General features: G+C 60.1%; 23 protein-coding genes. 15 read left to right on the top strand and 8 right to left on the bottom strand.

The features are described from left to right. Positions 1–41: 41 nt before the first annotated feature. The 12 genes from IC231_RS13005 (at position 42) to IC231_RS12950 (ending at position 11,812) form a co-directional block, all read left to right on the top strand. Complete coding sequence (locus IC231_RS13005; RefSeq protein ID WP_190784904.1) at positions 42–2,489, top strand: heavy metal translocating P-type ATPase; 2,448 nt, start codon at positions 42–44, stop codon at positions 2,487–2,489. A 12-nt stretch (positions 2,490–2,501) separates the two neighbouring features. Next, entirely contained in the window at positions 2,502–2,651 is a 150-nt protein-coding gene (gene ccoS / locus IC231_RS13000) for a cbb3-type cytochrome oxidase assembly protein CcoS (RefSeq protein ID WP_073284721.1), read from the top strand. Between the two features lie 117 nt (positions 2,652–2,768). Then, complete coding sequence (ccoN, locus tag IC231_RS12995) at positions 2,769–4,973, top strand: cytochrome-c oxidase, cbb3-type subunit I (protein WP_190784903.1); 2,205 nt, start codon at positions 2,769–2,771, stop codon at positions 4,971–4,973. A gap of 29 nt (positions 4,974–5,002) precedes the next feature. Beyond that, positions 5,003–5,203 carry a hypothetical protein gene (locus IC231_RS12990; protein ID WP_190784902.1) on the top strand — a complete coding sequence of 67 codons (201 nt, stop codon included), beginning with the start codon at positions 5,003–5,005 and terminating at the stop codon, positions 5,201–5,203. Continuing rightward, positions 5,197–5,457 (top strand): hypothetical protein, encoded by a 261-nt coding sequence (locus IC231_RS12985; RefSeq protein ID WP_190784901.1) that lies wholly within the window; start codon positions 5,197–5,199, stop codon positions 5,455–5,457. Before IC231_RS12990 ends, IC231_RS12985 begins: the two co-directional genes overlap by 7 nt. Before the next feature lie 5 nt (positions 5,458–5,462). Then, entirely contained in the window at positions 5,463–6,323 is an 861-nt protein-coding gene (locus tag IC231_RS12980; protein WP_190784900.1) for a cbb3-type cytochrome c oxidase N-terminal domain-containing protein, read from the top strand. A 101-nt stretch (positions 6,324–6,424) separates the two neighbouring features. Then, complete coding sequence (ccoG, locus tag IC231_RS12975) at positions 6,425–7,834, top strand: cytochrome c oxidase accessory protein CcoG (RefSeq protein ID WP_190784899.1); 1,410 nt, start codon at positions 6,425–6,427, stop codon at positions 7,832–7,834. A gap of 28 nt (positions 7,835–7,862) precedes the next feature. Further along, positions 7,863–8,333, top strand: coding sequence for a FixH family protein (locus IC231_RS12970; protein ID WP_190784898.1), 471 nt, complete (start codon positions 7,863–7,865; stop codon positions 8,331–8,333). An 80-nt stretch (positions 8,334–8,413) separates the two neighbouring features. Beyond that, a complete protein-coding gene (locus IC231_RS12965) occupies positions 8,414–9,142 on the top strand; it encodes a sulfite exporter TauE/SafE family protein (RefSeq protein WP_190784897.1) in 729 nt (242 codons plus the stop codon). A gap of 51 nt (positions 9,143–9,193) precedes the next feature. After that, entirely contained in the window at positions 9,194–10,108 is a 915-nt protein-coding gene (locus IC231_RS12960) for a universal stress protein (RefSeq protein WP_190784896.1), read from the top strand. Between the two features lie 54 nt (positions 10,109–10,162). After that, the gene (gene hemF / locus IC231_RS12955; protein ID WP_211539041.1) at positions 10,163–11,104 is read left to right on the top strand and encodes an oxygen-dependent coproporphyrinogen oxidase; all 942 of its coding nucleotides are present in this window, start codon (positions 10,163–10,165) and stop codon (positions 11,102–11,104) included. Positions 11,105–11,329: 225 nt separating this feature from the next. After that, positions 11,330–11,812, top strand: a complete 483-nt coding sequence (locus tag IC231_RS12950; RefSeq protein WP_190784895.1) for a hypothetical protein — start codon at positions 11,330–11,332, stop codon at positions 11,810–11,812. A 209-nt stretch (positions 11,813–12,021) separates the two neighbouring features. Here the strand turns inward: IC231_RS12950 and clpB are convergent, their stop codons facing one another. From clpB to IC231_RS12920, 6 genes are all read right to left on the bottom strand, one after another. Next, entirely contained in the window at positions 12,022–14,640 is a 2,619-nt protein-coding gene (gene clpB, locus IC231_RS12945; protein ID WP_190784894.1) for an ATP-dependent chaperone ClpB, read from the bottom strand. 135 nt (positions 14,641–14,775) lie between these two features. After that, on the bottom strand, positions 14,776–15,951 hold the full coding sequence (locus tag IC231_RS12940) for a hypothetical protein (protein ID WP_190784893.1): 1,176 nt from the start codon (positions 15,949–15,951) through the stop codon (positions 14,776–14,778). A gap of 180 nt (positions 15,952–16,131) precedes the next feature. Continuing rightward, positions 16,132–16,827, bottom strand: coding sequence for a hypothetical protein (locus tag IC231_RS12935; RefSeq protein ID WP_190784892.1), 696 nt, complete (start codon positions 16,825–16,827; stop codon positions 16,132–16,134). A gap of 475 nt (positions 16,828–17,302) precedes the next feature. Beyond that, complete coding sequence (locus IC231_RS12930; protein ID WP_190784891.1) at positions 17,303–17,767, bottom strand: hypothetical protein; 465 nt, start codon at positions 17,765–17,767, stop codon at positions 17,303–17,305. Between the two features lie 45 nt (positions 17,768–17,812). Continuing rightward, entirely contained in the window at positions 17,813–18,388 is a 576-nt protein-coding gene (locus tag IC231_RS12925) for a hypothetical protein (RefSeq protein ID WP_211539040.1), read from the bottom strand. A 267-nt stretch (positions 18,389–18,655) separates the two neighbouring features. Continuing rightward, positions 18,656–20,260 (bottom strand): ATP-binding cassette domain-containing protein, encoded by a 1,605-nt coding sequence (locus tag IC231_RS12920; protein ID WP_190784890.1) that lies wholly within the window; start codon positions 20,258–20,260, stop codon positions 18,656–18,658. Between the two features lie 324 nt (positions 20,261–20,584). Between IC231_RS12920 and IC231_RS12915 the strand changes: the two genes are divergently transcribed. Together IC231_RS12915 and IC231_RS12910 are read left to right on the top strand one after the other, a co-directional pair. After that, the gene (locus tag IC231_RS12915) at positions 20,585–22,579 is read left to right on the top strand and encodes a T9SS type B sorting domain-containing protein (RefSeq protein ID WP_190784889.1); all 1,995 of its coding nucleotides are present in this window, start codon (positions 20,585–20,587) and stop codon (positions 22,577–22,579) included. A 76-nt stretch (positions 22,580–22,655) separates the two neighbouring features. Beyond that, complete coding sequence (locus IC231_RS12910; protein ID WP_190784888.1) at positions 22,656–23,384, top strand: DUF72 domain-containing protein; 729 nt, start codon at positions 22,656–22,658, stop codon at positions 23,382–23,384. Positions 23,385–23,405: 21 nt separating this feature from the next. Here the strand turns inward: IC231_RS12910 and IC231_RS12905 are convergent, their stop codons facing one another. Both IC231_RS12905 and IC231_RS12900 read right to left on the bottom strand, forming a co-directional pair. Beyond that, positions 23,406–24,353, bottom strand: a complete 948-nt coding sequence (locus tag IC231_RS12905; RefSeq protein WP_190784887.1) for a 1-phosphofructokinase family hexose kinase — start codon at positions 24,351–24,353, stop codon at positions 23,406–23,408. Between the two features lie 106 nt (positions 24,354–24,459). Further along, complete coding sequence (locus tag IC231_RS12900) at positions 24,460–25,023, bottom strand: hypothetical protein (protein WP_190784886.1); 564 nt, start codon at positions 25,021–25,023, stop codon at positions 24,460–24,462. 153 nt (positions 25,024–25,176) lie between these two features. Here IC231_RS12900 and IC231_RS12895 point away from each other — a divergent pair, with 153 nt between their 5' ends. Beyond that, entirely contained in the window at positions 25,177–25,317 is a 141-nt protein-coding gene (locus IC231_RS12895; protein WP_190784885.1) for a hypothetical protein, read from the top strand. Positions 25,318–25,454: the final 137 nt, after the last annotated feature.

Genomic DNA, 25,454 nt, shown 5'->3' with positions numbered 1-25,454 from the left:
CGCGTGGGGGAGCTTTGGGGCTGCCATCAGCCCCCTTGCCTGTGCCTACCGCGCCCGCCTCCGCCGAAACCCTCACTCACCTAGCCTGCACCCATTGCGGCGACGACTGCCCCGACGAGCCCATTCGGTTGCCGGAGCAGCCGGAACTGCACTTCTGCTGCCAGGGCTGCAAAGCCGTATATGAGCTGCTGGCCGCCAGCAACCTGTGCACTTACTACCGTCTCGATGACCACGCCGGCCAGAAAGTGAAGCCCGTGGAGCTACCCGGCCGCTTCGACTACCTCGCCCTGGAATCGGTGCAGAGCCAGCTGCTGGCGTTCCGCTCCGAGGCGCTGGCCCGCCTCACGCTCACCATCCCGCAGATGCACTGCGCCTCCTGCATCTGGCTGCTCGAAAACCTGTTCAAGCTCGACCCCGGCATTTCCGAGTCGCGCGTCAATTTTCTGCGCAAGGAGCTGACCGTGAGCTACGACCCCAGGGCCACCACCCTGCAGGAGGTCGTGACGCTGCTGGCCGCCATCAACTACGAGCCGCAGATTACGCTGGCCGAGCTGGGCGCGCAGCCCCACCACGCCAACCGCCGGCTGTACTACCAGCTGGGTCTGGCCGCCTTTGCTTTCGGCAACGTGATGCTGCTGGCGCTGCCCGAGTATTTTTCGTTCACGGAAACCCTACAGGCGGCGCTGGGGCGGTTTTTCGGGTGGCTGAGTCTGCTGCTGGCCGTGCCGGTGCTGCTGGTGAGTGCGCGCGACTTCTACCGCTCGGCGTGGCAAGGCCTCCGGCAGCGCTACATCAACCTCGACTTTCCCATCAGCCTCGGCCTCACTGCTCTGTTCACGACCAGCGTGGTTGAAGTCGTCACCCAGACCGGGCCGGGCTACTTCGACTCGTTCACGGGGCTCGTGTTTTTCATGCTGATTGGCAAATGGGTGCAGCAGCGCACCTACGACGCCCTGCGCTTCGACCGCAACTTCACATCGTATTTTCCGGTGGCCGTCACGCTGCTCGGCCCCGGCGGGCAGGAGCAGTCGGTGCCGGTGAAGGAGCTGCGGGCGGGCCAGCGGATTCGGGTGCGCCATCAGGAAATCATTCCCGCCGATGCCGTGCTGCTGCGCGGCGCGGGTCAGATCGACTACAGCTTCGTGTCGGGCGAGAGTGTGCCGGTGGCGCGGCAGGCCGGCGAGGTGGTGTATGCGGGCGGCCGGCAGGTGGGCGAGGCCGTGGAGCTGGAAGTGGTGCGCGAAGTGTCACAGGGCTACCTTACCCAGCTCTGGAACAACCCCGCTTTCCAGAAGAACGACAACGCCACCCTCGAAACCTACGCCAACAAAGTGGGCCGCTATTTCGTGGCCATTACGCTGCTGCTGGCACTAGGGGCGGTGGCCTATTGGTATGCGCAAAGCAACTCGGCTATGGCACTGCGGGCGTTTACGTCGGTGCTGGTTATTGCTTGTCCGTGCGCGCTGTCGTTGGCCACGCCGTTTGCGCTGGGGGCGGCACTGCGCACACTGGGCCGCCACCAGTTTTACCTGAAAAACTCCGCTGTAGTCGAAACCCTGGGCCGCGCCGATACCATCGTCTTCGACAAAACCGGCACCCTCACCGACGTGGGCCGCTCGGCCGTGGAATATGTGGGCCTGCCGCTTACAGAGGCGCGGCAGCGGGCCGTAGCCGCCCTAGTGCGCCACTCCACGCATCCGCTCAGCCAGCGCCTGGCTCAGGAACTGCCCGCTGCTTCAGAGCTGGTTACGAGCTTCACTGAGGTGCCGGGCCAGGGCTTGCGCGGCGTGGTGGGCGGTGTAGCAGTGGAGGTAGGTTCGGCGGCGTTGGTGGGGCTAGATGCTCCGGCCCCGGCGCCCTCCGAGACTACCGCCGATACGCTGCAGTCCAGTGTCTACGTGAGCCTGGATGGGGAAGTGTATGGCTGCTATATGCTGCACAACGTGTACCGCGAGGGGCTGGAAACGGTGCTGGCCACCTTGGGCCGGCGCTACCGGTTGGCCGTGCTCAGCGGCGACAACGATGCCGAAAAGCCTCGGCTGCGCAACCTGTTCGGGCAGCAGGCCGAGCTCCGCTTCCGCCAAAGCCCCCAGGACAAGCTCGACTACATTGCCGCCCTTCGGCAGCAGGGCCGCACCGTCATCATGGTCGGCGACGGCCTGAACGATGCCGGTGCCCTGCAGCAGGCCGATGCCGGCATTGCCCTCACCGATACGCTCACTAACTTCTCGCCTGCCTGCGACGCCATTCTGGAAGCCCGCAGCTTCGGGCAGCTGGCCACCATTCTGCGCTTTTCCCAAGACTGTTTGCAGGTGGTGCTGGCCACGTTTGTGCTGTCGTTTTGCTACAACGGTATCGGGCTGGGGCTGGCCGTGCAGGGCCGGTTCACGCCCATCGTATCGGCCATTCTTATGCCCATCAGCTCTTTGAGCGTGATGGTATTTGCCACGCTGCTGGTGCGCTACGCCGCCCACCGCCGCCACCTTTAATTCCACTCCATCATGACCATTATATTCCTGCTCATCGGTATCAGCTTGCTGGTAGCGCTGCTGTTTCTGGGGGCCTTCCTGTGGGCTGTGCGCTCCGGGCAGTACGAAGACGACTACACACCCTCTGTGCGCATGCTCTTCGACGACGAAAATCCGGAATAGTGCTATTGCGGGTGCCGAGCCGCCTGACATCAATCAAGCCCGGGGCTGACGTTCGTCATCTTTTCAGAATGGGCCTGCCAAGACCTTTGGAGAAGTAAATCACTCACTTCTCCGGCTATGCAAGTCGAACCTCTCCTGCCACAGGCAGCCCCCAAGCCGCCGCTGGTGCCGCGTCCTCTCTCGCGGGCCGTTGACACGTTTTTCTACGATAACAAGATTGTCCGCGACTTCGGTATTGCAACCGTGGTGTGGGGCATTATTGGGATGCTGGTGGGTGTGCTGGCGGCGTTTCAGCTGGCCCGTCCCGAGGCGAACCTCGGTACCCAGTTCACCACCTTTGGCCGCATCCGGCCCCTGCACACCAACGCCGTGATTTTCGCCTTTGTCGGCAACGGCATTTTTACGGGCGTCTACTACTCGCTGCAGCGCCTGTGCAAAACCCGGATGTTTTCGGATGTGCTCAGCAAACTCCATTTCTGGGGCTGGCAGCTCATCATCGTGTCGGCCGTAATTACGCTGCCCATGGGCCTGACCACCAGCAAGGAATACGCCGAGCTGGAGTGGCCCATAGACATTGCCATTACGCTGGTGTGGGTGGTGTTCGGCTGGAACATGTTCGGCACCATTGCCCGGCGCCGCGAGCGGCACCTGTACGTGGGCATCTGGTTCTACATTGCCACGTTCCTGACGGTGGCGGTGCTGCACATCGTAAATTCGGCGGCCCTGCCGGTTTCGCTGTTCAAGAGCTACTCGGCTTATGCTGGCGTGCAGGATGCGCTGGTGCAGTGGTGGTACGGCCACAACGCGGTAGCCTTCTTCCTGACCACGCCCTACCTGGGCCTGATGTACTACTTCCTGCCCAAGGCAGCGGAGCGGCCCGTGTACTCCTACCGGCTCAGCATCATCCACTTTTGGTCCCTGATTTTTATCTACATCTGGGCCGGCCCGCACCACTTGCTCTACACGTCATTGCCCGACTGGGCACAGAGCCTGGGCGTGGCCTTCTCCATCATGCTGATTGCACCTAGCTGGGGTGGCATGATCAACGGCCTGCTGACACTGCGCGGCGCCTGGGATAAGGTGCGCGAGGAGCCAGTACTCAAGTTCTTTGTGGTGGCCGTAACGGCTTACGGCATGGCCACTTTTGAGGGTCCGATGCTCAGCCTCAAGAACGTGAATGCCATTGCCCACTTCACCGACTGGATTGTGGCGCACGTGCACGTGGGGGCTCTGGGCTGGAATGGCTTCCTGACCTTCGGGATGCTGTACTGGCTGTGGCCGCGCCTCTACCGCACGCCGCTGCACTCCAAAAAGCTCGCCACTACGCACTTCTGGCTAGGCACGCTGGGTATCCTGTTCTACGCCATTCCGATGTACTGGGCCGGTTTCACGCAGGGCCTGATGTGGAAGCAGTTCAATGCCGAGGGCATGCTGCAGTACCCCAACTTCTTGGAAACCGTGCTGCAGATTGTGCCCATGTATTACCTGCGCGGTATTGGCGGGGTGCTCTACCTGAGCGGCGTGTTCCTGATGATGTTCAACCTGTACAAGACGGCCAAAGCCGGCTCGTTGCTGGCGAACGAAAAAGCTCAGGCTCCGGCGCTGCTGCCCGCCGCCGAAGACCCGCACGCCGAGGGTGGGCACTGGCACCGCTGGATTGAGCGCCGCCCGTTTCAACTGGCCGTGGGCGCTACCATTGCCATTCTCATCGGGGGCGCTATTGAGATGATTCCGACCTTCCTCGTGAAGTCCAACGTGCCCACCATTGCCTCCGTGAAGCCATATACTTCGCTGGAGCTGCAAGGCCGCGACTTGTACATCAAGGAAGGCTGCTCGAACTGCCACACCCAGATGGTGCGCCCGTTCCGCTCCGAAACCGAGCGGTACGGCGAGTACTCGAAGGCCGGCGAGTTTGTGTATGACCGGCCCTTCCTGTGGGGCAGCAAGCGCACCGGCCCCGATTTGCACCGTGTAGGCGCCAAGTACCCGCATTCCTGGCACTACAACCACATGCTCGATCCTACCAGCATGTCGCCGGGCTCCATCATGCCCGCTTACCCGTGGCTCTTCGACCAGGACATCGACTACAGCACGCTGCCTTCCAAGATTTCGGTGCTGCGCCAGCTGGGCACACCGTATCCGGCCGGCTACGAGCAACAGGCCGTGGCTGATGCCCGCCGCCAGGCAGCCAGCATCGTGAGCGACCTGAAGAAGGAAGACATCGAAGTGAAGTCGGAGAAGGAAATAGTAGCCCTGATTGCCTACCTGCAGCGCCTGGGCACCGACATTAAAGTGAAGCCCGAGCAAGCCGCTGCTCAGTAGCCTATCAGGCCTCTTAACTACCCGCTGCCATGTACAAGAACGTCTTGCAATCTATTGCCGGCATTGAGCTGTATCCGCTCATCTCCTTCTTCATCTTCTTCATCTTCTTCCTGGGGTTGCTGCTGTACGTGGTGGTGGCCAACCGCCAGCACATCAGCACCATGAGCCAGCTGCCGCTGCACGACAACGACACGCTACAGGCCCACACCGAACCCGACGCGCTATGCTAACCAAACGCACCTTTTTCCTGACCGGCCTGGGCCTGCTGATGGGCTACCTGGCCGCCGCCCAAACGCCTGCCGCCCCGGCCCCGGATGGTCCCGATTTTCTGTTCGGATTTGTGGTTGGCCTGCTGGGGTTGGTAGCTGTGGCCGTGGTGCTCACGGGCGCCATGGTGTCCTCGCAGCTCAAGCACCGCCGGCAGTATTCGGCCGAAACCCCAACCGATACAGCCGCATCAGAAAGGGGGGTACCTACATGCTAACTTCAATGAAATTCCGCTTTCCTGCTGCACTGACTATAGCCGCTCTGCTGCTGAACAGCCTGCAGGCGGTGGCTCAGACGCCGGAAGCCGCCGCGCCGGCCAAAGTTGCCGGCATGAGCAGCCAGCAACTCCTGTTCTGGGTGCTCATCAGCCTGCTGATTTTCCTGCTGCTGGTGCTGCTGCTCTCGTTCGTGGGTATTGCGGTGCAGATGCGGCCACAGCTGCGCAAAGTATACGAACTGCCCACTGTGCGCCACTCCTGGAGCGGCCGGGTGTTGGGCCTGCTCGTCGGCGACGCGACGCTGGTGAAAGGCGAGGTGCGCGACGAACTGCTCGACCACGACTACGACGGCATCCACGAGTTCGACAACGACCTGCCGCCGTGGTGGAAGTACAGCTTCTACGCCACCATCATTTTTGCCGTGACTTACGTGAGCTACTACCACGTGGCCCAAGCAGGGCAGCTGCAGGGCGCCGAATACGAAACCGAAATGCGCCAGGCGGCCCTGCTGGTTTCGCCCGATGCCGATGACCCCAACAAGCTGACCACCTATCAGCCCTTGGCTACGCCTGCTGATCTGAGTGAAGGCAAGTCGTTGTTTGCCAGCAACTGCGCCGCCTGCCACGGCCAGAACGGCGAAGGCAAAGTAGGCCCCAACCTGACCGACGAATACTGGCTGCACGGCGGCGAAGTGAACCACGTCTACAAAACCGTGAAGTTCGGCGTCACCAGCAAAGGCATGGTGGCCTGGAAAGGCAAGCTCTCCGGCAAGCAGATTCTGCAGGTCAGCTCCTACATCCTGAGCCTGCGGGGCACCAAGCCCGCCGGCGCCAAAGAGCCGCAGGGCGAGAAAGAAACCAAGTAGGGTGCGGGGCTTGTCCCCGCCCTCCGTTGCTCCGGTATCAGCCAATGGCGCGGACGCCGGGCGGGGCAAGCTCCGCACCCTACTACAAGCATACCCACATTATGTCCAACACCCAGTTCAAACCCGACGATTCCTACCGCGACACTATTGCTACGGTAGACGCGGCTGGCAAACGGGTGTGGCTCTATCCCAAGAAACCTACGGGCCGGCTCTACCGTGCCCGCACGTGGATCAGCTACGGTTTGCTGGCGCTGCTGTTTGCCGGGCCCTGGCTGCGCATCAACGGGCTGCCGGTGCTGATGCTGAACCTGCCGGCACGCAAGTTCATCGTGCTGGGTCAGATTTTCTGGCCCCAGGATTTCTTTGTGCTGCTGCTGACCTCGCTCACGTTTCTGGTGTTCATCATCCTGTTTACGGTGGTGTACGGGCGGGCTTTCTGCGGCTGGGTGTGCCCGCAGACCATTTTTCTCGAAATGGTGTTCCGGCGCATCGAGTACTGGCTGGAAGGCGACGCGCCCCAGCAGAAAGCCCTGGGCCGGCGCGAGCTGGACTGGGACAAGCTCTGGCGCAAAACCACCAAGCACGCGCTGTTCCTGCTCATTTCCTTCCTGATTGCCAACACGTTTCTGGCCTACATCATCGGCTCCGATGCGCTGGTCAGCATCATCACCGACCCGCCCACGGCCCACCTCGGCGGCCTGACGTCGATGGTGATTTTTACGGGTGTGTTCTACGCGGTTTTTGCACGGTTCCGGGAGCAGGTCTGCACCATCGCCTGCCCGTATGGCCGCCTGCAGGGCGTTTTGCTCGACAAAGACAGCCTGGTGGTAGCCTACGACTACCAGCGGGGCGAGCCGCGCGAAAAGCTGCGCAAAAACCAGGCGCGCACCGCCGGCGACTGTATCGACTGCCACCAGTGCGTGCAGGTGTGCCCCACCGGCATCGACATCCGCAACGGCGCCCAGCAGCTGGAGTGCACCAACTGCACCGCCTGCATTGATGCCTGCAACAGCATCATGGCCATGATTGACCTGCCGCCCAACCTGATCCGGCACGCCTCGGAAAACGATATTGCGCAGGGCCGCAAGTTCCGGATTACGGGCCGCATGAAGGCGCTTTCCGGGGTACTGGTGGTGCTGATGGTGGCATTGGCGGGCCTGCTGCTCTCGCGGGATAATGTGGCGGCTACCGTGCTGCGCACCCCGGGCCAGCTGTTCCAGAAAACTGACCGGGGCACTATCACCAACCTCTACAACATCTCGGTCATCAACAAAACCAACCACCCATACCCGGTCACGCTGCGGGTGCTGGAGCCGGCGCAGGGCCGGATTTCGCTGGTAGGTACCAGCGGCCTGACGCTGCCCGCGCAGGGCATAGTGGAAGGCGTATTCTTCGCCGAGCTGCCCCGCACTGCCCTGCGGCGCACTAACCAGGAAATCCGCATTGGGGTGTTCAGCGGCAAGCAGCTCATCACCGAAACCAGCACCAAATTCCTCGGCCCGGTGCAGTAAGCCTGGGCCCGGAAACGCACTTATTCCTATGACTACTTCTGATTCTGCTGCCAAGCGCAGCCTCTGGCCCTACGCCATCATTGCCACCTTCGTGCTGTTCGCGGCCTACATCGGCTACATGGTGCAGCAGGCCATGCGCAGCAGCGTAGACTTGGTCAGCACCGACTATTACCAGCAGGAGCTGGCCTACCAGCAGCGCATGGAAACCGAGGCGCGCACGGCGGCCCTGCCCGCCCCCGTAGACCTGCGCTACGAGGCCGCCACCCAGCGCCTGACCGTGCAGCTGCCGGCTGCCCTGGCCGGCAAAGCGGTGCTGGGCAGCATCCGGTTTTTCCGGCCCTCTAACCAGCAGTTGGACTTCAGCCTCCCCCTGCAGCCCGATGCCAACCTGCAGCAGCACATCAATACCAGCAAAATGCAGCCCGGCCACTGGCGGGTGCGTCTGGATTTCACGGCCGACCAGCAGGCGTATTTCGTGGAGAAGAAAATCAGCTTCTAGGCTGATTTTCGTCATGGAATGCCTTTGGCCCGCGGCCGTACTTGCCGGCTCTTACAGGACTTCGCTTTATTCTTCTGCTGATGCTTTGGGCCGGCTTTCTGTTCGGATTACTGGGTAGCTTTCACTGCGTGGGCATGTGCGGGGCCATTGCGCTGGCGCTGCCTGGCGCCAGTGGCACCGGCACTTCGGGACGCTACGTGGGCGGGCGGCTGCTCTACAATCTGGGCCGCACCACCACCTACGCCATGCTGGGCGCCGGGGCCGGTCTACTGGGGCAGGGGCTGCGGCTGGCCGGCGTGCAGCAAAGTTTGTCGGTAGCCTCCGGGGTGCTGATCCTGCTGCTGGTGGCCGTGCCGGAGCGCCATACGGCCCGGCTGGCCGATGCGTTGGGTTTCAGCCGGCCGCTGGCCTGGGTGAAAAACACGCTGACCCGCCTGTTCCAACGGTCTTCCCTTTCGGCGCTCTATACTACTGGCCTCCTGAACGGGCTGCTGCCCTGTGGCCTGGTATACCTGGCCCTGGCCGGCGCGCTTAGCGCCCCAGGCGTGGCGGGCGCGGCGGCTTACATGGCCTGCTTCGGGCTGGGCACGCTGCCGCTGATGCTGGGCCTTTCGCTGAGTGGGCAGCTGGTGCCGCTGCTGTGGCGCACCCGTATGCGGCAGGCCGTACCCTACGCGGCGTCGGTGCTGGCCGTGCTCTTCATCGTGCGCGGGTTGGGGCTGGGCATTCCATACCTGAGCCCGCAGCTGCCGGCCGCGGCCGTGCCGGCCACCACGGCCCGGCCGCACACCGTGCACTACTGCCACTAGCTTTTTACTCCTTTCCCGCATCCCGGCTTCGCCTTCTCTCCACTACCTGGCATGAAAACCATTCTCGTTCCCCTCGACCACACGGCGGCTGCCGAACACACCCTTGCGTATGCCAACAAGCTGGCGGTGCGCTGGCCGGCGGAAATCGTGCTGCTGTGCTGCATCCCCGATACGGATGCCGGCCACCCCGCCGATCTGGCAACGGAAGAGCAGCGGCTGCGCAGCCTGGTGGAGCGCCTGCGCTACCAGCAGCTTACGCGCCAGGATGGGCGTCGCATCCGGTACCGCTACCGCGTGCTCAGCGGCTGCCTCCACGACCATGTGCGGGCCGAAGCCAGCGCCTGCGCTGCCGACCTGCTGGTGATGGGCCTCGAGCACATTGACTGCGGCCGGCAGGAAGCGCCTGGCAACCACGCGGCGGCCATTACGGAACTGGTAAGCTGTCCGGTGCTGGTGGTGCCGCCCGGCCGCCGGGCGCTGCCCAGCCGCTTGGTCTTTTCCGCCGATTTTGCCTCGCTGCATCTGAATGTGCTGCCCCGGCTTTCGGCGCTGGAAAGTGCCTTCCCCGGCGACCTGGACCTGGTGCAGTTCTATGCACCCGCCGCGCGCGGTCAGCGCCGCCAGCTGAAGCAGGCCCTGAGCCGTGCCAGCACCCAGCTCACCTGGACCAGCATCACGCCCCACCTGCTCGAAGACGATGCGCCGCTGGAGGCCGTCAGTGAATTCTGCGCCCGCACGCAGGCTCAGCTGCTCGTCATAGCGCCCACCAGCCGCGCCCAGCTGCTGCAGTACTTCGATTCGTGCTACACCACCACGCGCGCCTACCACACCCAGATTCCGGTGCTGGTGCTGCGCACCACGGAGCGTGCCGCCAGTGCCGCCTGCTGCCACCGCTGTGCCGAGCGGCTGGCCCAGGAGCAGCGCAAAGTGGCGCTACCCGACTACCACGCCGTGCGCTGGGCCTGATGCCGGCCACATCACCTGCTGACGCTTTCCATTCACTCCTCGCTTCACCTTCCCATGTATAGTCATGCCCCCGAAACCCTACTTGCGCCCCGCATCATGGTCGAGAACTGGATGCGCCAGTTTCAGGACTGGCTGTGCCACCGGCTGGAAACGGCCGATGGCAGCGGCACAAAGTTCAGCGAAGACCTGTGGCAGCACGAAGGCGGGGGAGGCGGCCGCACCCGGGTATTTCAGAACGGCAACGTGCTGGAAAAAGGCGGCGTGGCTTTTTCGGCGGTGTGGGGCGAGATGAGCGAGGCCGCCGCCCGGCAGCTGCTTATGCCCGACCCGCGCTACTTTGCCACTGGCGTGAGCGTAGTGCAGCACCCGCGCAGCCCCATGGTGCCCATCTCGCACATGAACGTGCGCTACTTCGAGGCCGGCAACGGCGAGGCCTGGTTTGGCGGCGGTCTGGACCTGACCCCGATTTACGTGGACGAGCAGCAGGCCCGCTGGTTTCATCAGCAGATCTGGGAGGTGTGCCAGCGCCACGACGACAGCTACTATCCATTCTTCAAGCAGTGGGCCGACGACTACTTCTACCTCACGCACCGCCAGGAAACACGCGGCATCGGTGGCATCTTCTTCGACCGCCTCACCGTTGGCAAAGACGGCTCGTTTGAGGAGCTTTTTGCCTTCGTGCAGGACGTGGGCGAAGTGTACGGCCGGGCCTATGGCACCATCATGCGCCAGAACGCGGCCCTGCCCTACACCGAGCAGCAGAAACAGTGGCAGCTGGTGCGGCGCGGCCGCTACGCCGAGTTCAACCTGGCCATCGACCGGGGAACGCGCTTCGGGCTGGAAACCGGCGGCCGCACCGAAAGCATCCTCATGAGCTTGCCGCCCCAGGCCAACTGGCACTACAACCTCACGCCTGAGCCCGGCTCGCCCGAAGCCGCCACCCAGGCCTGGCTCCGCAAGGGCATCGACTGGCTGGCAGATGTGCCCGTGAAGTAATACGGGTTGCCACGCGCCGCTGTAAATAGTTGAGAAGATCAGACTTTATAAATCGTTCCACGAGCAAGCAGCGCGGTCAATAAACCACACTCTGGCGAAGGAAAAGCAATAAAGTGGCTTGAAGTTTTGGATATTACGATACCTGGCGTCTTAGCATCCATCAGCTTGAAGTGTCAGGGCGCGGCTCTGTATTCCGGCAGGTAATCAATTTGCTGCTCTCAGGATATGGTCCGTCTCTTTCTCCTATTATGCTACCTAGTACTTTTCTCTGGTATTGCGAAGCAAGCTGTAGCTCAGGCCTCGCCAGACGCGCTTTTTGCAGTGGGCAGCACTAGTGAAAGCGCTGGCATAGCAGAGACAAAAGCAGATATAGTCCTGATGGACATTAGCCGCTTTTCAAACGGTAAGAAGGACACGCTAAGAGCTATTGCCAAGCTTTTTGCCCGGCGTCGGACCGCGAGTATTGCTGGGATAAGTATTGGAGTGGTTTCTCTGACTATGCTTATGCCTATGGCCTTAGCAAGCACTGACTTTATGAGTGTAGCCAGTGGGGTTGGGCTATTGGGCGTCATGCCAACTGCAATAGGAACAGCCAAATACATCCGGTTCAGTAGCAAAAAAGAAGTTGCACTACTGGTGTCTTACACCAACGGGGCACCACTGCCCGAAAGAATAATTGCCCGTTTACGTCCTCGCTACTTCCGGTGAAGTATAGCTGTTACGGCGACAAAAAAAGCAGGCAGGAAGCCGTAGCGGCTTACGGGCAAACCCATAGGCTGCCGCACGTTCTGGAGAAGAAAATGGCCCCCAGATTCTTTACTACCAACTACCGGTTCAGCCGGAAACAGTAATCAATCACAATAAAAAGCCCCGCCGGCACAACGCCGGCGGGGCTTTTCTATTCAACCTACTCTACCTTACCCCACGGCGGGCATTTCCACGTTGTTGAAGCGGATGCCGCCGTCTTCCAGCACGGCTTCCACCACCGCGTCTTTGCTCACGCGGCCTGAGAGGATGTCTTTCGACAGCTCGTTGAGCACCAGGCGCTGGATGACGCGCTTGAGCGGCCGGGCCCCGAAGGTGGGGTCGAAGCCCTGCTCGCCCAGATGGTCGAGCACCTCGTCGGAGGCGGCCAGACGGATGCCGGCTTCTTCCAGGCGCTGCTGAATCTGGCGGAACTGGATGTCTACGATTTTGCGGATTTCCTTGCGCTTGAGCGGCTGGAACATCACAATCTCGTCAATCCGGTTCAGGAACTCGGGGCGCATGTGCTGCTTGAGGCGGTCCACCACTTCCTCGCGGGTGCGGTCCACCACTTCATCGTGGTTGTACTCGTTCAGTTCCTTGAAATTGTGCTGAATGATGTCGGCCCCCGTATTCGAGGTCATGATGATGATGGTGTTCTTGAAGTTCGCCACCCGGCCTTTGTTATCGGTGAGGCGGCCATCATCCAGCACCTGCAGCAGGATGTTGAACACGTCGGGATGGGCCTTTTCGATTTCGTCGAGCAGCACCACCGAGTAGGGCTTGCGGCGCACGGCCTCGGTCAGCTGGCCGCCTTCGTCGTAGCCCACGTAGCCGGGAGGCGCCCCAATCAGGCGCGACACGGCGTGGCGCTCCTGAAACTCGCTCATGTCGATGCGCACCATGGCGTTTTCATCGTTGAACAGGTACTCGGCCAGGGCCTTGGCCAGCTCGGTTTTGCCCACGCCGGTAGTACCCAGGAAAATGAACGAGCCGATGGGCCGCTTGGGGTCCTGCAGGCCCGCCCGGGAGCGGCGCACGGCATCGGAAATGGCCGCAATGGCCTCCGATTGGCCGGCCACGCGCTTGCCCAACTCGGCTTCCAGGTTCAGCAGCTTCTCGCGGTCCGACTGCAGCATCTTGCTCACCGGAATGCCGGTCCACTTGGCCACCACGTCAGCAATATCCTCCTGGGTCACCACTTCCTGCAGCATCGAGCCGCCTTCCTTGCCCTTGTCGGCTTCGGCCTGGGCCTGCAGCTCCTTCAGCTTGGCTTCGGCTTCCTGAATCTTGCCGTAGCGCAGCTCGGCCACGCGGCCGTAGTCGCCCTGGCGCTCGGCTTGGTCGGCTTCCAGCTTGTAGCGCTCAATGTTCTCCTTCTCGGTCTGGATGCTGGTGAGGGCCGATTTCTCGTTTTCCCACTGCGCCTTCAAGTCGTCGCGACGGGCCGAGAGGTCGGCAATGTCCTTGTTGAGCACGGCTTCCCGGTCGTGGTTTTCCTCGCGGCGGATGGCTTCGCGCTCAATTTCCAGCTGCATAATGCGGCGCTGCACCTCGTCCAGCTCCACGGGCATGGAGTTCAACTCAATGCGCAACTTGGCGGCGGCCTCGTCCATCAAATCAATGGCCTTGTCGGGTAGAAACCGGTCGGTGATGTAGCGGCTGCTCAGCTCCACGGCGGCAATAACGGCGTCGTCCGTAATCCGCACGCCGTGGTGCAACTCGTACTTCTCCTTGATGCCGCGCATGATGCTGATGGCGTCCTCCACGGTGGGCTCGTCCACCATCACGGCCTGGAAACGGCGCTCCAGGGCCTTGTCCTTCTCAATGTACTTCTGGTACTCCTTGAGCGTGGTAGCCCCGATGGCGTGCAGCTCGCCGCGGGCCAGGGCCGGCTTGAGCAGGTTGGCTGCGTCCATGGCCCCGTCGCCGCCCGCGCCGGCCCCGATGAGCGTGTGCATCTCGTCAATGAACAGGATGATCTGCCCGTCCGAGTCGGTTACTTCTTTGATAACGGCCTTGAGGCGCTCCTCAAACTCGCCCTTGTACTTGGCGCCGGCAATGAGCAAGCCCATATCCAAGCTCATAATCACCTTGTCGCGCAGGTTTTCGGGCACGTCGCCGGCCACGATGCGCTGCGCCAGGCCCTCCACAATGGCGGTTTTGCCCACGCCCGGCTCGCCCAGCAGCACGGGGTTGTTCTTGGTGCGGCGGCTCAGAATCTGGAGCACCCGGCGGATTTCCTCGTCGCGGCCGATGACCGGGTCCATCTTGCCGGTGCGCACCTGCTCGTTGAGGTTGCGGGCGTAGCGGTTGAGGCTCTGGTACTGGTCCTCGGCCGACTGCGACGTGACCTTGCGGCCCCCGCGTAGCTCCAGAATGGCCGCTTTCAGGTCTTTCTCGTTGAAGCCGGCGTCCTTCATCAGGGTAGCCACGGCGTCCTTGCCGCTGAGCAGCCCCAGCAGCAGGTGCTCCACCGACACGTACTCGTCCTGGAACTCCTTGAGGTAGCCGGTGGCGCGCTGCAGCGCGGCGGCGGTTTCGTTGGCGAGGTAGGGCGAGCCCCCGCTCACCTTGGGGTAGGCGGCCACGATGGCGTCGAGGCGGGGCGTGAGGATGTTGAGGTTGGCCCCCAGCTTCTTGGCCACAAACGACAGCACGTTCTCGTCGCTCTGGAACAGGCCCTTCAGCAGGTGGCCGGTTTCAATGGCCTGCTGCTGGTTGGCGCCGGCAATTTCGGTGGCCTTCTGCACGGCCTCCTGCGCCTTGATGGTATAGTTATTAAAGTTCATGGTTTGCTTTCGTCGTAGGGTGAGACTTCGCAGTGGAAGGTTCTACGAGGGGCACAGCAAACGGGGTGCAAGGATGGTTTTGCTGACTTTTTGGCAGGAAAATTTAATCACAACGCTGCACAAATAGCCAAAAAGTCATTTCGATTGAATTCGAAATAACTTTCTCTGCTCCAACAATAAATTTCGCTTTTGTATTAAATCATCATATGTTATTAGAGCAATGTCAGAAGAGCCGAATTGCCTCATACGCTTGTCTAGTATTTCAAGATGGTCGTCACGTTCGGTACTTCTTCCTAACAATAGAGAATGACTCATTACAGGAAGGTAGTTAAGTTCAGATATTATAGTTTTTTTATTGTTTGGCTCTAAGAAATATTCTTGATAGTCTTTTACTTGCGTCAAATGTCCAATTATTGTTGCACTTAATTTGGGGTGGAAGTTGTTGCGTACAATAAATTCTTCTTTAGGTAGCTTGATCTCGAGCAAGTTAGCCTGCTTATTAAATTTATAGAACTTATGCCTCCGTATAAAGTCAGGCTCATAATTATCTTTTGTGTTTTGATGGAGTATGAAATTGTGTTCATAGAAATATTTATCAAATGATTGGCCGAGCATGAATTGGGGATACCTTCTTAACAACTGATGGTATAACTTCTCTTGCTTTGGCCTACTTGAGTTTGAAATTCTGTTAACCGTCTTTAAAAAAATATCAATCTCCTCCTCTGCCTGGTCAATATCTTTCTGGAATACTAGAAATGGAAATCTAAAAGGGCGCCTTGCATAATCCATTGTCAATATTTGACATCTGTTATTCCATCTGCCTATTGCAAATGGGTCTGGCCTTCTAGGGTCGATATTTAGAATATCATAGTCATTAAGAAGACTATCCATCCAAGAGTTGATGGCGCTCCTAACAATAAACTGCACTCTTTTATCATTAGACGAATCTCTCGACGTTATTACTTTGTCAAATCCAAGCAAATAGTCGGTATCCGTATCTTCCCTGTCAGTGTGGAACAGTATGACTGGTAAAGAAGAAATTTGCAGGCTTTTTCTGAAATAACTCTCTTCTTCTTTCCATGACAACCAGGAAATCAAGTCATGACCATTTTGCTGGTCGAACCTAAATTTATAGTTGGTAATAACTAAATCTATATGATTGCCATCATTAATTAGTTGTGATGAAATGAATTCCTTGGCGCGTTCAACGCTATGGACAATAATAACCGCATCCTTTTCAGTGAAAGGCTGCAGACGCCTCAAATAAAATTCATCATCGTTTTTACTATTAGTAACAAGAAGTATTACCATTGTTTTTGCACTACTTAAAGCTGTTTATAAGGTACTTGATAGCAAGCTGCTGAAGAAGCTCCTGCTTCTTCAGCAGCTTCCGTGCGGGGCGGGGGTAGATGGGGCAAGCTACCAAAGACGCCCCTGTTTCTTCAGTGGCGGGGGCGACGGGCGGGATGCTATTTATTATAAAACTACCTGTTACCCCAGCTTCTCCGACGCCTCGTTGTTGCCGCCTTTGTGCTTGCCGGGGCGGTCGATGATGGTGCGGGCGGCCTGGATGCGCTGGTAGAACTCGGGGGCGGAGCGGGCGTACTTGCGTAGGCTGCGGTCGAGGCGGTCTTCGAGGAGGGTGGCCAATTGGGAGAACTTGTCTTTGATGGCGAGGCGGGCGGCTTTGGCTTCGCTGATTTGCTGGCGTGGGTCGTTTTTGCTGGTGCTGAAGGCGGCGAGGGTGTCGCGCAGCTCGGCGAGGCGCTCGGGGCTGACGCCGTAGTCGAGCAGGGGCTGGGCGTGCTGGGTGGCGAGGTCGAGCAGGTGCTGGGCGGCGTCGGTGAGGGCGTTGGCGCGCAGGTTGAGGAGGGTGCCGTAGCTGTGGTTGGCCGAGGCCTGGAGGCTGCGGTCTTGCTGGGCGTTGGCGTAGGCGTACAGGTCGCCGGCTATTTCCCCGGCGCTGGTGGCCAGCTGCTCGCGGCGGTCAGTCTTGGCGACGGTTTTGCCTTTGCTGGGGCGCTGGGTTTGCTGGCGCAGCGGGCCGAGGTCGTCGGTGAGCTGCTGGAGCTCGGCGAGGGTGTTTTGGAGGGCTTTGTCCTGCTGGTAGGGGGCGGGGTCTTGCCGGAGGGCGAGCAGGGTGTTTTGGGCGGCGGTGAGCCGGTTATCCTGTTTTGCGGTAAGCATACTGGGAATAGAGGGATTGAGTGAAAAAGTGAAATCAGACGATGTGAATAGGGATGGGCGCAGGAGCACCAAGAGTAAAGCTCAAGAATAGGAATATTCGGGAAGAATCTAGTAATGCAGTGGATAGAAAAGTGTGGCCAGGCTTTGGACGACTACGACTGTGCTTTGGACGGTTGGGGCCGGGCTTTGAAGAAGTGTGCCCATGCGTTGGACGGGTGCGGCCAGGCTTTGGATGATGGGGGCTACGCTTTGGACGATTCGGGCCAGGCTTTGAGAACCTGTGACCGGGGTTTGGGCAAGTAGGGCTGCGCTTTGGTGAAGTGGGGCCAAGCTTATAGCGAATAGAGCCGTTGTTTGATAGGGGCGCGGCTTTCGGGGGAGGGGGCCGAGGGGTTTTGCGCTCAGCGTAGCCAACAGAAACGCCCCGAAACCAGCGTGGCTCCGGGGCGTTTCTGCTACGTTCAACCAGGCTTTTCTAAGCCACCGACCGGCCCAGCTCTTCACTGGCCCCCGCCGCCCGCCGAAACAGCAGCCCCGCCGCAACCCATAGGCCGGCGAAGATGGTGTTCAGCACAATCACCCAGAGTACGCCCATTGTCAGCTCGGGCTGCTTGATGAGCAGCGCCACGAACGGCACGGCAAACTGGGTGAGGGCGGTGGCAAACATGGCCTTGGCCATACCCTGCGGCCGAAGCCGGGCCACTACGGCCCCGATGAAGCCGACGGCCAGTACCGCGCCGTAGAGCAGGTTCATGGGGTTGTCCTCGCTGCCGATGAAGCCGACGGCCAGATTGCCCCACACGAGCAGGAGGGAAGCTACCACCGCTACGCCCGCGGCCAGTTTATAGGCGCCGCTACGGCCGCGGCTTGCTACCAGCAGATACAGAATACCCAGGAGTAGGAGCAGGATGCCCGCCATTACAACGTGTGCGGTGGTCATAGGAGTATCAGTAAATCGGGGGATACGGTTGGGTAATCTGCTTCGCTAGGCCAGTCGTTGGCCCAGATGGGAACTGGCGGCGCTGGCGCGGCGGAACAGCCAGCCCGAAACGGCCCACAGCGCTGCAAACATTCCATTGGCAACCAATACATTCACGAAATACGCTGACGGCTCGGCAGTACCCGGCGCCGGTGTCCAGACGAATAAGGCTATGGCGGTAACTACTACATAGGTAAGGGACGCCGCGAACATGGCATTCGACATGCCCAGCGGCTGGAAACGCGCCACGAAAGCCCCGACAAGCGCTACAATCGGGACGCCGAGATACAGCAGGTTGGCGGGATTGTCTTCGCTCCCAACCAGGCCTACGGCGGCATTGGCCCACACCAGCAGCAGTCCGGCTACCACCCCCACCGCCACGGCCAGTTTGTAGGCCAGATTGTTCCACTTGCGGGCAATGAGCACGTACGTGGTGCCCGTGCCGAACAGCAGAACCCCGGCAAAGACGAAATCAGAGAACGTCCAGTTTACTTCCTGGGTAAACTGCATAGCTACCAACGGAATGAGCAGCAGCAGCCCGGTAACCAGCGCCACGATAGAAAGGCTTTTGGTGAGTGTCATGACCGCAGTTGTGTGAAGAATGATATGGGAAGATTTTCAGAGAAGAAGGATCCGTGAGCAGCGTGTGTGAGGCGCGCCGCAGGCACCACCGCAGCAATAAAACCCCGTCGAGAAGTAAGGCTCCGGTACCGGTGCTTGGCGTTGGGGTAAACCTCGCGGAAAGCGGCACCCGGTAGGGTGATGCAAAGGATATAAAAGAACTTTGCATTTCAAAGTAAACGCACGCTATTTTATTTTGAGTGGTGTAAGAAACTCAGGAAATGCAGTTTAGGTGCTTGGTGGCGAACTTAGATGGATTGCCCGCTCCACGCCAAGTTGCTGCAGAAACAGCTCGTCGTGAGAAACCAGGAGCAGGGTGCCACGGTAGTCGTGGAGGGCGGCGGCCAGGATTTCCAGGTTCTGCAGGTCGAGGTTGTTGGTGGGCTCGTCCAGGATAATAAGGTCGGGGGCGTGGTGGCTCAGGTGCAGGCAGCACAGGAGCAGGCGCATTTTCTCGCCGCCGCTGAGCGTGCCGCAGGGCTTGTCCCAGTACGGGGCCGTAAACAGGAACCGCGTCAGCCGGATCTTCACCTCGTGCTCCTGCAAACCGGCCGTATTGAACTGCTGGGCCTGCACGTATACCGAAAGCTGAGGCTGGAGCAACGAATATTCCTGGTCGATGAATACTACCTTGCTGGCGGCCCGCAACAGGGTGCCGCGGGTGGGTTCCAACTCCCCAAGCAACAGCCGGAGCAGCGTGGTTTTGCCGGAGCCATTCAGGCCTTTCAGCGCCAGCCGCTCGCCGCTCACAATCTGGAAGCTCAGGTTTTCGGGCCACAGCGGGTGTGGGCCGTAGTGGTAATTGAGGCCGTGGGCATCAAACAGGATTTTGCCCCGGTGCAGGCCCGAGTCATCGAAGCCGAACTTCATCTTGTCGAGGTCGGGCAGTTCCTGGCGTAGCTCACTTAGCTCCTGCGCCAGAGCCTCCACTTTCTCGGCGTGAATGCCCTTGAGGCGGGAAGAGTTGTTCTCGGCGCTATTGCGCATCATGTTGAGCACAATGGTGGGCAGACCAGCCTTGGCTTGGTGCTTCCGGCCCCGGGCATCGAGCTTGTGCTTGCGTTCCAGCGCCTCCCGCTCCGTTTCGCGGGCTTTGCGCAAGGCTGAGGTGCGGCTCTGTACGTCTTGCTGCAAGGCGTTGCTTTCTACCTGTTTTTGCTCAGCGTAGAACTCATACTTGCCACCGTACAGCGTCAGGCCACGCTTGCTCAGCTCACACACCGCGTCGAGCAGATGCAGCAGTTGCCGGTCGTGGCTTACTACCAGCAGAGTGCTGGCGGTAGTCCGGATGTAGTGATACAGTAGCTGCCGGCCAGCGGTATCGAGGTGGTTACTGGGCTCGTCGAGCAGTACCAGCGCGGGCTGATGCAGGGTGAGGCCCACCAGGAATATCTTGGTTTTCTGCCCGCCGCTGAGGTTAGAGAGGCGTTGGGTAAGGTGCACGTCGGCCAGACCCCAATGCCGCAGGGCATCGTGGCTGCGTTCTTCCAGTGTCCAGTCGTCGTCCAGCGTAGCCAGGTTGGCTTCCGTGGCCTGGCCGTCCAGAATTTCATGCAGAGCAGCCAGCTTGGCATCAATGCGCAGCGCCTGCGCCACCGTCCAGGCATCAAACTGCCCGAAATGCTGCGGAACATAATAGGGCGCGGCCTCCGCGTGTACGAGCCCGGTGGTTGGTTTCAGTTCGCCAGCTAGTAGCCGCAATAAGGTGGATTTGCCAGCGCCGTTGTTGCCAATAAGGGCAGCCTTCTGGTGGCGGCCGATGGCCAGATTCAGGCCATCGAACAGCACGTCTTTGTTCGGGTGATTATACCCCAGGTTTTGTAGTAGTAGCATGAGTTCTTTCGCAAAAAGCAGGAGAATACAGCACACCTATGGGAGGGTGGCTACTCAGTTTTTGAAAGAAATCAACTATTACATACGCCGGGGTTTTGCTGCTTGCGAAGGCAAAAGTATGCTATTCTGTTCACTGCATCCCGGTAGGTTGGGCAGCATTGTTAGCAGTACAAGTAGCAGGAAGGCTCGCTGATTACCGGCTTTCCGTCATAAGCCCTGGTAACAGAAGAGGCTACCAGTAACTCCTCTCGAGGTAGAATCCGGCAGGGAGTGCGACTGTAAACGATTATCTTAGGCTACACGCTTAGTATCAGCCACAATTCTATGCCAGCTACTCTACTACGGATATGTCTACTCACGCTCCTGTGGCTGGTTGCCGGGCTCCGGACGGCCACGGCCACGCATCTGGTGGGCGGTGAGTTGAGCTATGTATATCTGGATGCCAGAGGAACAACGGCCACTCCGTACCGGTATCAGATTACGGCCCGGGTCTACTTCAACAAGGAAGTTGGCTCTGCGGCTCCGAATGGCAGCGCGACGCTGCCCATCACCGTTTTCAGCAAGGAAGCCAACCCGCGGCAGCTGCTGCAGGTCAATGTGGGGCGGCGCAGCTTCAGCGAGATTACACCGGCGCTGTTGCCGGGCTGCACCGAGCGGGCACCACGCGTAACGCTGGCCACTTATGTCACCACGGTTTCGTTGCCGGCCATAAGCCAGGGTTATCTGGCTACTATAATTTCCCGCAACCGCAACGCCGGTATTGCCAATCTGGCCTATTCGGAAGGCACCGCCATGGCGCTGTCCGTGGATATGACGCCGCCCATGCTGGTCAATTCCTCGCCCGTCTTTTCCAGCAATGCCGGCGCCGTCATCTGCCTCGGCGACACGACGCTCGTGGTCAACAATGCCTATGATGCCGACGGGGACCGGCTCAGCTACAGCCTAGCTACTCCCAATGAAAACGTAGTGCCGGACGCGCCGGTGGCTTATGCTCCGGACTTCAGCGCCCAGGCTCCCTTCGGGCCCACGGGCTATGCCGCCGTCGATGCCCGTAGTGGCATTGCGCGCTACCTGGGCACGCAGGTCGGGACCTTTCTGCTCGCCATTGATGTGCGGGAGTTTCGCATGATTAATGGGCAGGAGGCGCTGCTGGGCACCGTACGCCGCGACATTCAGATTACGGTGCGCAACTGTGGCGGCGGCATCAACCAGCCGCCCGCTTTCACGGCAGCCAGCACTGTCCGCCAGGATTTTGTAGTGGCCGAAGGACAGGCACTGGATTTCACCGTTACGGCTACTGATCCGGACGCGCAGCCGCTGACAATGACCGTCAGCAGCGTACTGCTCGATGGTGCCGGCCCAATTGCTGCTACTCTGAACGGACAGCCCGGCACCGGTACCGGCAATGCGCCGGGCATCGTCAGTGTAGCTGGCTCCGGTACGGTAGCCGGCGTGTTTCGGCTGCAGGCTGACTGTGGGCTGGCCCGCGCTGCTCCCTACGATGTGGTGGTATTGGTGGCAGACCAGGCCTGCAACAGCAAGTTTGTGGTGGCTGTCTTCCGCATCACGGTAACGGGGGTAGGGCCCCCCACCGGCCTGCGCGGCGACTCGGTGCTGTGCGCTCAGGCGCTGGGTACCTATACGGCGCTGGGGGCAAACTTTCCGCAGTACAGATGGACGGCCCAGGGCGGCACCGTAGTAGGGCCAGCCACCGGCCGAACCGTGCAGGTGAATTGGCTGACCGGCGGTACAGGCACCGTCACGGTGCGCGGTATAGCATCGTCCGGTTGTCCCACCGATTCGGTGTCGCGGCAGGTGCAGGTGAAACCAGGGCCCCGGATTACAGGAGCAGGGCTGTATTGTCTGGCAGCTAATACGGGTCTTACTTACACCATTGAGGGCCCACTGGGTGCGTACCAGTGGTCTGTGACGGATGGCACCATTGTAAGCGGGCAAGGCACAAACACGGTGTTGGTAGATGTAGTGCGTGGGGCCAGTGCCGTGCTGCAGGTAGCCAATCCGGCCCTGACGACCTGTGTTACCTCGCTGCGCATCAGCCCGGACGATGCCTGTCTGGCGTTCTTCAACGTCATTACTCCCAATGGCGACGGCCGCAATGATGTATTCGAAATTCAGAATCTGGAGCGCCACCCCAACACGCAGCTGACCATTTTCAACCGGTGGGGGCGCCAGCTCTATTACTCTGCTGACTACCGCAACGACTACGGCGGCGAAAGCACCAGCGCCGGCATGTATTACTACCTCTGCCAACTGGCTGATGGCACCCGCTACAAAGGCTGGTTTGACGTGGTGCGGTAAGCCGGAACACGGGCGGTAGGAGCACTGCAGCCGCGCGTTTTGCGTAAGAGCAGCCACACACTGCATCTGCTCCTGTATGCCTGCTGTCTACATCGGTTGCTCCGGCTTTTCTTACCGCGACTGGAAGGGCATTCTATACCCGGAAGGGCTGCCGCCGCGCAAGCGGTTTGCGTACTACTGCACCCAGTTCAACACCCTGGAAGTAAACGTGACCTTCTACCGGATGCCGGAGCTGAAGGTGTTTGAGGGCTGGTATGCGCAAAGCCCGCCCGACTTCCGGTTTGCTGTGAAAGCGCCGCGCCAGGTAACGCACTACAAGAAATTCAACGCCGAGGCCGCCCCTATACTCTCCGACTTCTACGGCACCGTGCGCGAAGGCCTGAAGGAGAAGTTGGGTCCCGTGCTGTTTCAGCTGCCACCCAAAGCCGCCTACACAGAAGAGCTACTGGCCCGCATTCTGGAGCTGTTGGACCCGGCGTTCCATAACGTGCTGGAATTTCGGCACCCGAGCTGGTGGGATGGGGAGATATTCCGGACGCTGGCGCGGCATGGTATCAGCTTCTGCGGGCAAAGCTACCCAGCCCCGCTGCCCGACGAAGTAATAGTCAATATGCCGCAGGTATACTACCGCTTTCATGGCGTGCCGGTGCTCTACACATCTACTTACAGCGAGGAGTTTCTGCAGCGAGTAGCCCAGGAAATTCAGGCTGAGCCCGGCGTGAAGGAAGTGTATATATACTTCAACAACGGCATTGGCGGAGCAGGCGTGCTGAACGCCCGGCAACTGCAGAAATTCCTCTCATAAAAGTCGGATGCTCTATGTCAATCAGGCTGCCAGCGGCATCGACTGTAGCAGCCAGTGGTAGAGCTTTTCCACGTCGGCCTTTTTGAACAACTCCGTACCGGGGTTCATGGTAGCGGCCGTACCGCACGCTACGCCCAGACGGCCCGTTTCGCGTATCGAGAGGCCCGTAGACAGCCCGTAGACTAAACCCGCCACCATACTGTCGCCGGCCCCCACGGTACTGCGCTTTCGCACGGCGGGGGCCGGAATATGGTCCACGGAATCTTTGGTGACGACACAGGCACCCTGGGGCCCGAGCGACACCACCAGAATGTCGCAGTTGCCGCCCTGCACCAGCTTCTGCGCAAATGCTGCCACCGCTTCGTTGTCCAGCTCATCCACGCCCGCCATCTTGCTCAGCTCGCCCACGTTTGGCTTGGCCAGATACACGCCTTCGTTCAGCACCTGCTGCAGCGCCGGCCCTGATGTATCGACGACGACCTTAATACCCATTTCCTTGGCCGCATGCACGACGCGCACCAGGAAATCGGGCTCTACACCGGGCGGCAGGCTGCCGCTAATCACTAGAAAATCAGGCTTGGCCGGCAGGCTTCTGAGGGTCGTTAGCACCTGCTGCTGCTCTTCCATGGACAGCTCTGTGCCTGGCATTCCGAAGCGGTATTGCTGGCCACTGGAGGCATCTACCACGATAAAATTCTCGCGGGTGCGGCTCACCGTTTCCACAGGCATCTGCTGAATCTGCTCCTGGGTTAGCAGCTCGCGCAGCAGCGTGCCGGTAGGTCCGCCCGTCGGAAATACCGCCACCGAGTCGGCACCCAGCCGCTTTAGTCCTCTCGATACGTTGATGCCGCCCCCGCCGGGCTCGAATTTGGGCGTTGCGCACCGCAGCTTCTGGTCCGGAGTAATGTGGTCGGCCGTGGTGCTCTTATCGACGGCCGGGTTGAGTGTGAGCGTGACGATGTACTGCATGGCAGAGAGGAAATAGGTAGAGGAAAGCACCCTAGCCGCCGCGGAGTGCGGCCAGGTCGGGGGCGGGCTTGGCAGCCCAAGGTAGTGCAGGTTGCTGGTTACGGTATCAGGCGGTAGCAGGCCGAAGTTGCTGCAGCAACAGGTAGAGCATGTGGTAGATTTCCTGTAGCTGGTGCGGGTCGGTAATAGCTTGCTCCTTGGTGAAAGTGAGTAGCACTTCCGCGTCGGGGGCGTGGCTGGTGGGTGTCAGCTCGAGGCGCAGCTCCTGATACTTGAGCAGGGTTTGGCGCACCATATGGTCGGAGAGAAGCAGCGTGCGTAATTCATCCGGATTGTTGGTGGTGATGATGAAGGCATCGTCCAGTTCTGTGTCGCCCAGCTCCACATCGGTCAGGCCCAGCAGCTTCCCCAACTCATGCACCCAGTCCTGCTCGTGCAAGGCAAAATGCAGTGCCGGCTGGCCCGGCACTGCCGCTGTGAAGTAGGTGGTTTCGTAGCCTCCCTCGAAGCCGCCGCCCAGGTCAATGTCCAGTTCGAAGTGGATGCGGAATCCATTCTGCTGCAGCTCGGCGCTGTATTCCAGCAGATCGGGCTGCCGGGCCATGTCGGCGGCTACCTGCTTCCAGAGGTCAGTTTCGCTGTCAGCGGTGAACGTGCGGAGCGTATTCATGGCAAGGGCATTTGTGAGGCGTGAAGAGTGTACCGGATGGACTGCGAGGAAGTTGCTGTGTGCTGCCGAATCCTGCCGGGCCAGCGGGCTTGACAAGAGCAGCTGAAAATGCGTATCTTCTCATAGTCAACACACTAAAGTTGACGCCCGGCTATGCTGACCAGACAAAGAAGACCAATGGGGCTGACGAACCGTCTCAGCTACCTGCCCTGGTGGGCCTACATTCTGCTGATTCCTGGTTTCTATCTGTTTGGCTGGGTCCTGCACCTGCTGGGCGTGATTCCGGGTCAGTAAACCAGTAATTAAGCAGCTAGCTGCAAGCCTGCCGCGCGACCCTGCGCTCGGCTACATACCTGTGTGCTAATGGGCGGGCAACCGGCGTGGCGAAGTGCGTCTGGAACGCGGTGCTGCACCATAACCCTGGCTGCAGC

Source organism: Hymenobacter duratus (assembly GCF_014698995.1).
GTDB classification, from domain to species: Bacteria; Bacteroidota; Bacteroidia; order Cytophagales; family Hymenobacteraceae; genus Hymenobacter; species Hymenobacter duratus.
Note: the sequence above shows the minus strand (reverse complement) of the source record. Positions and strands in the feature narration are given on the sequence as shown.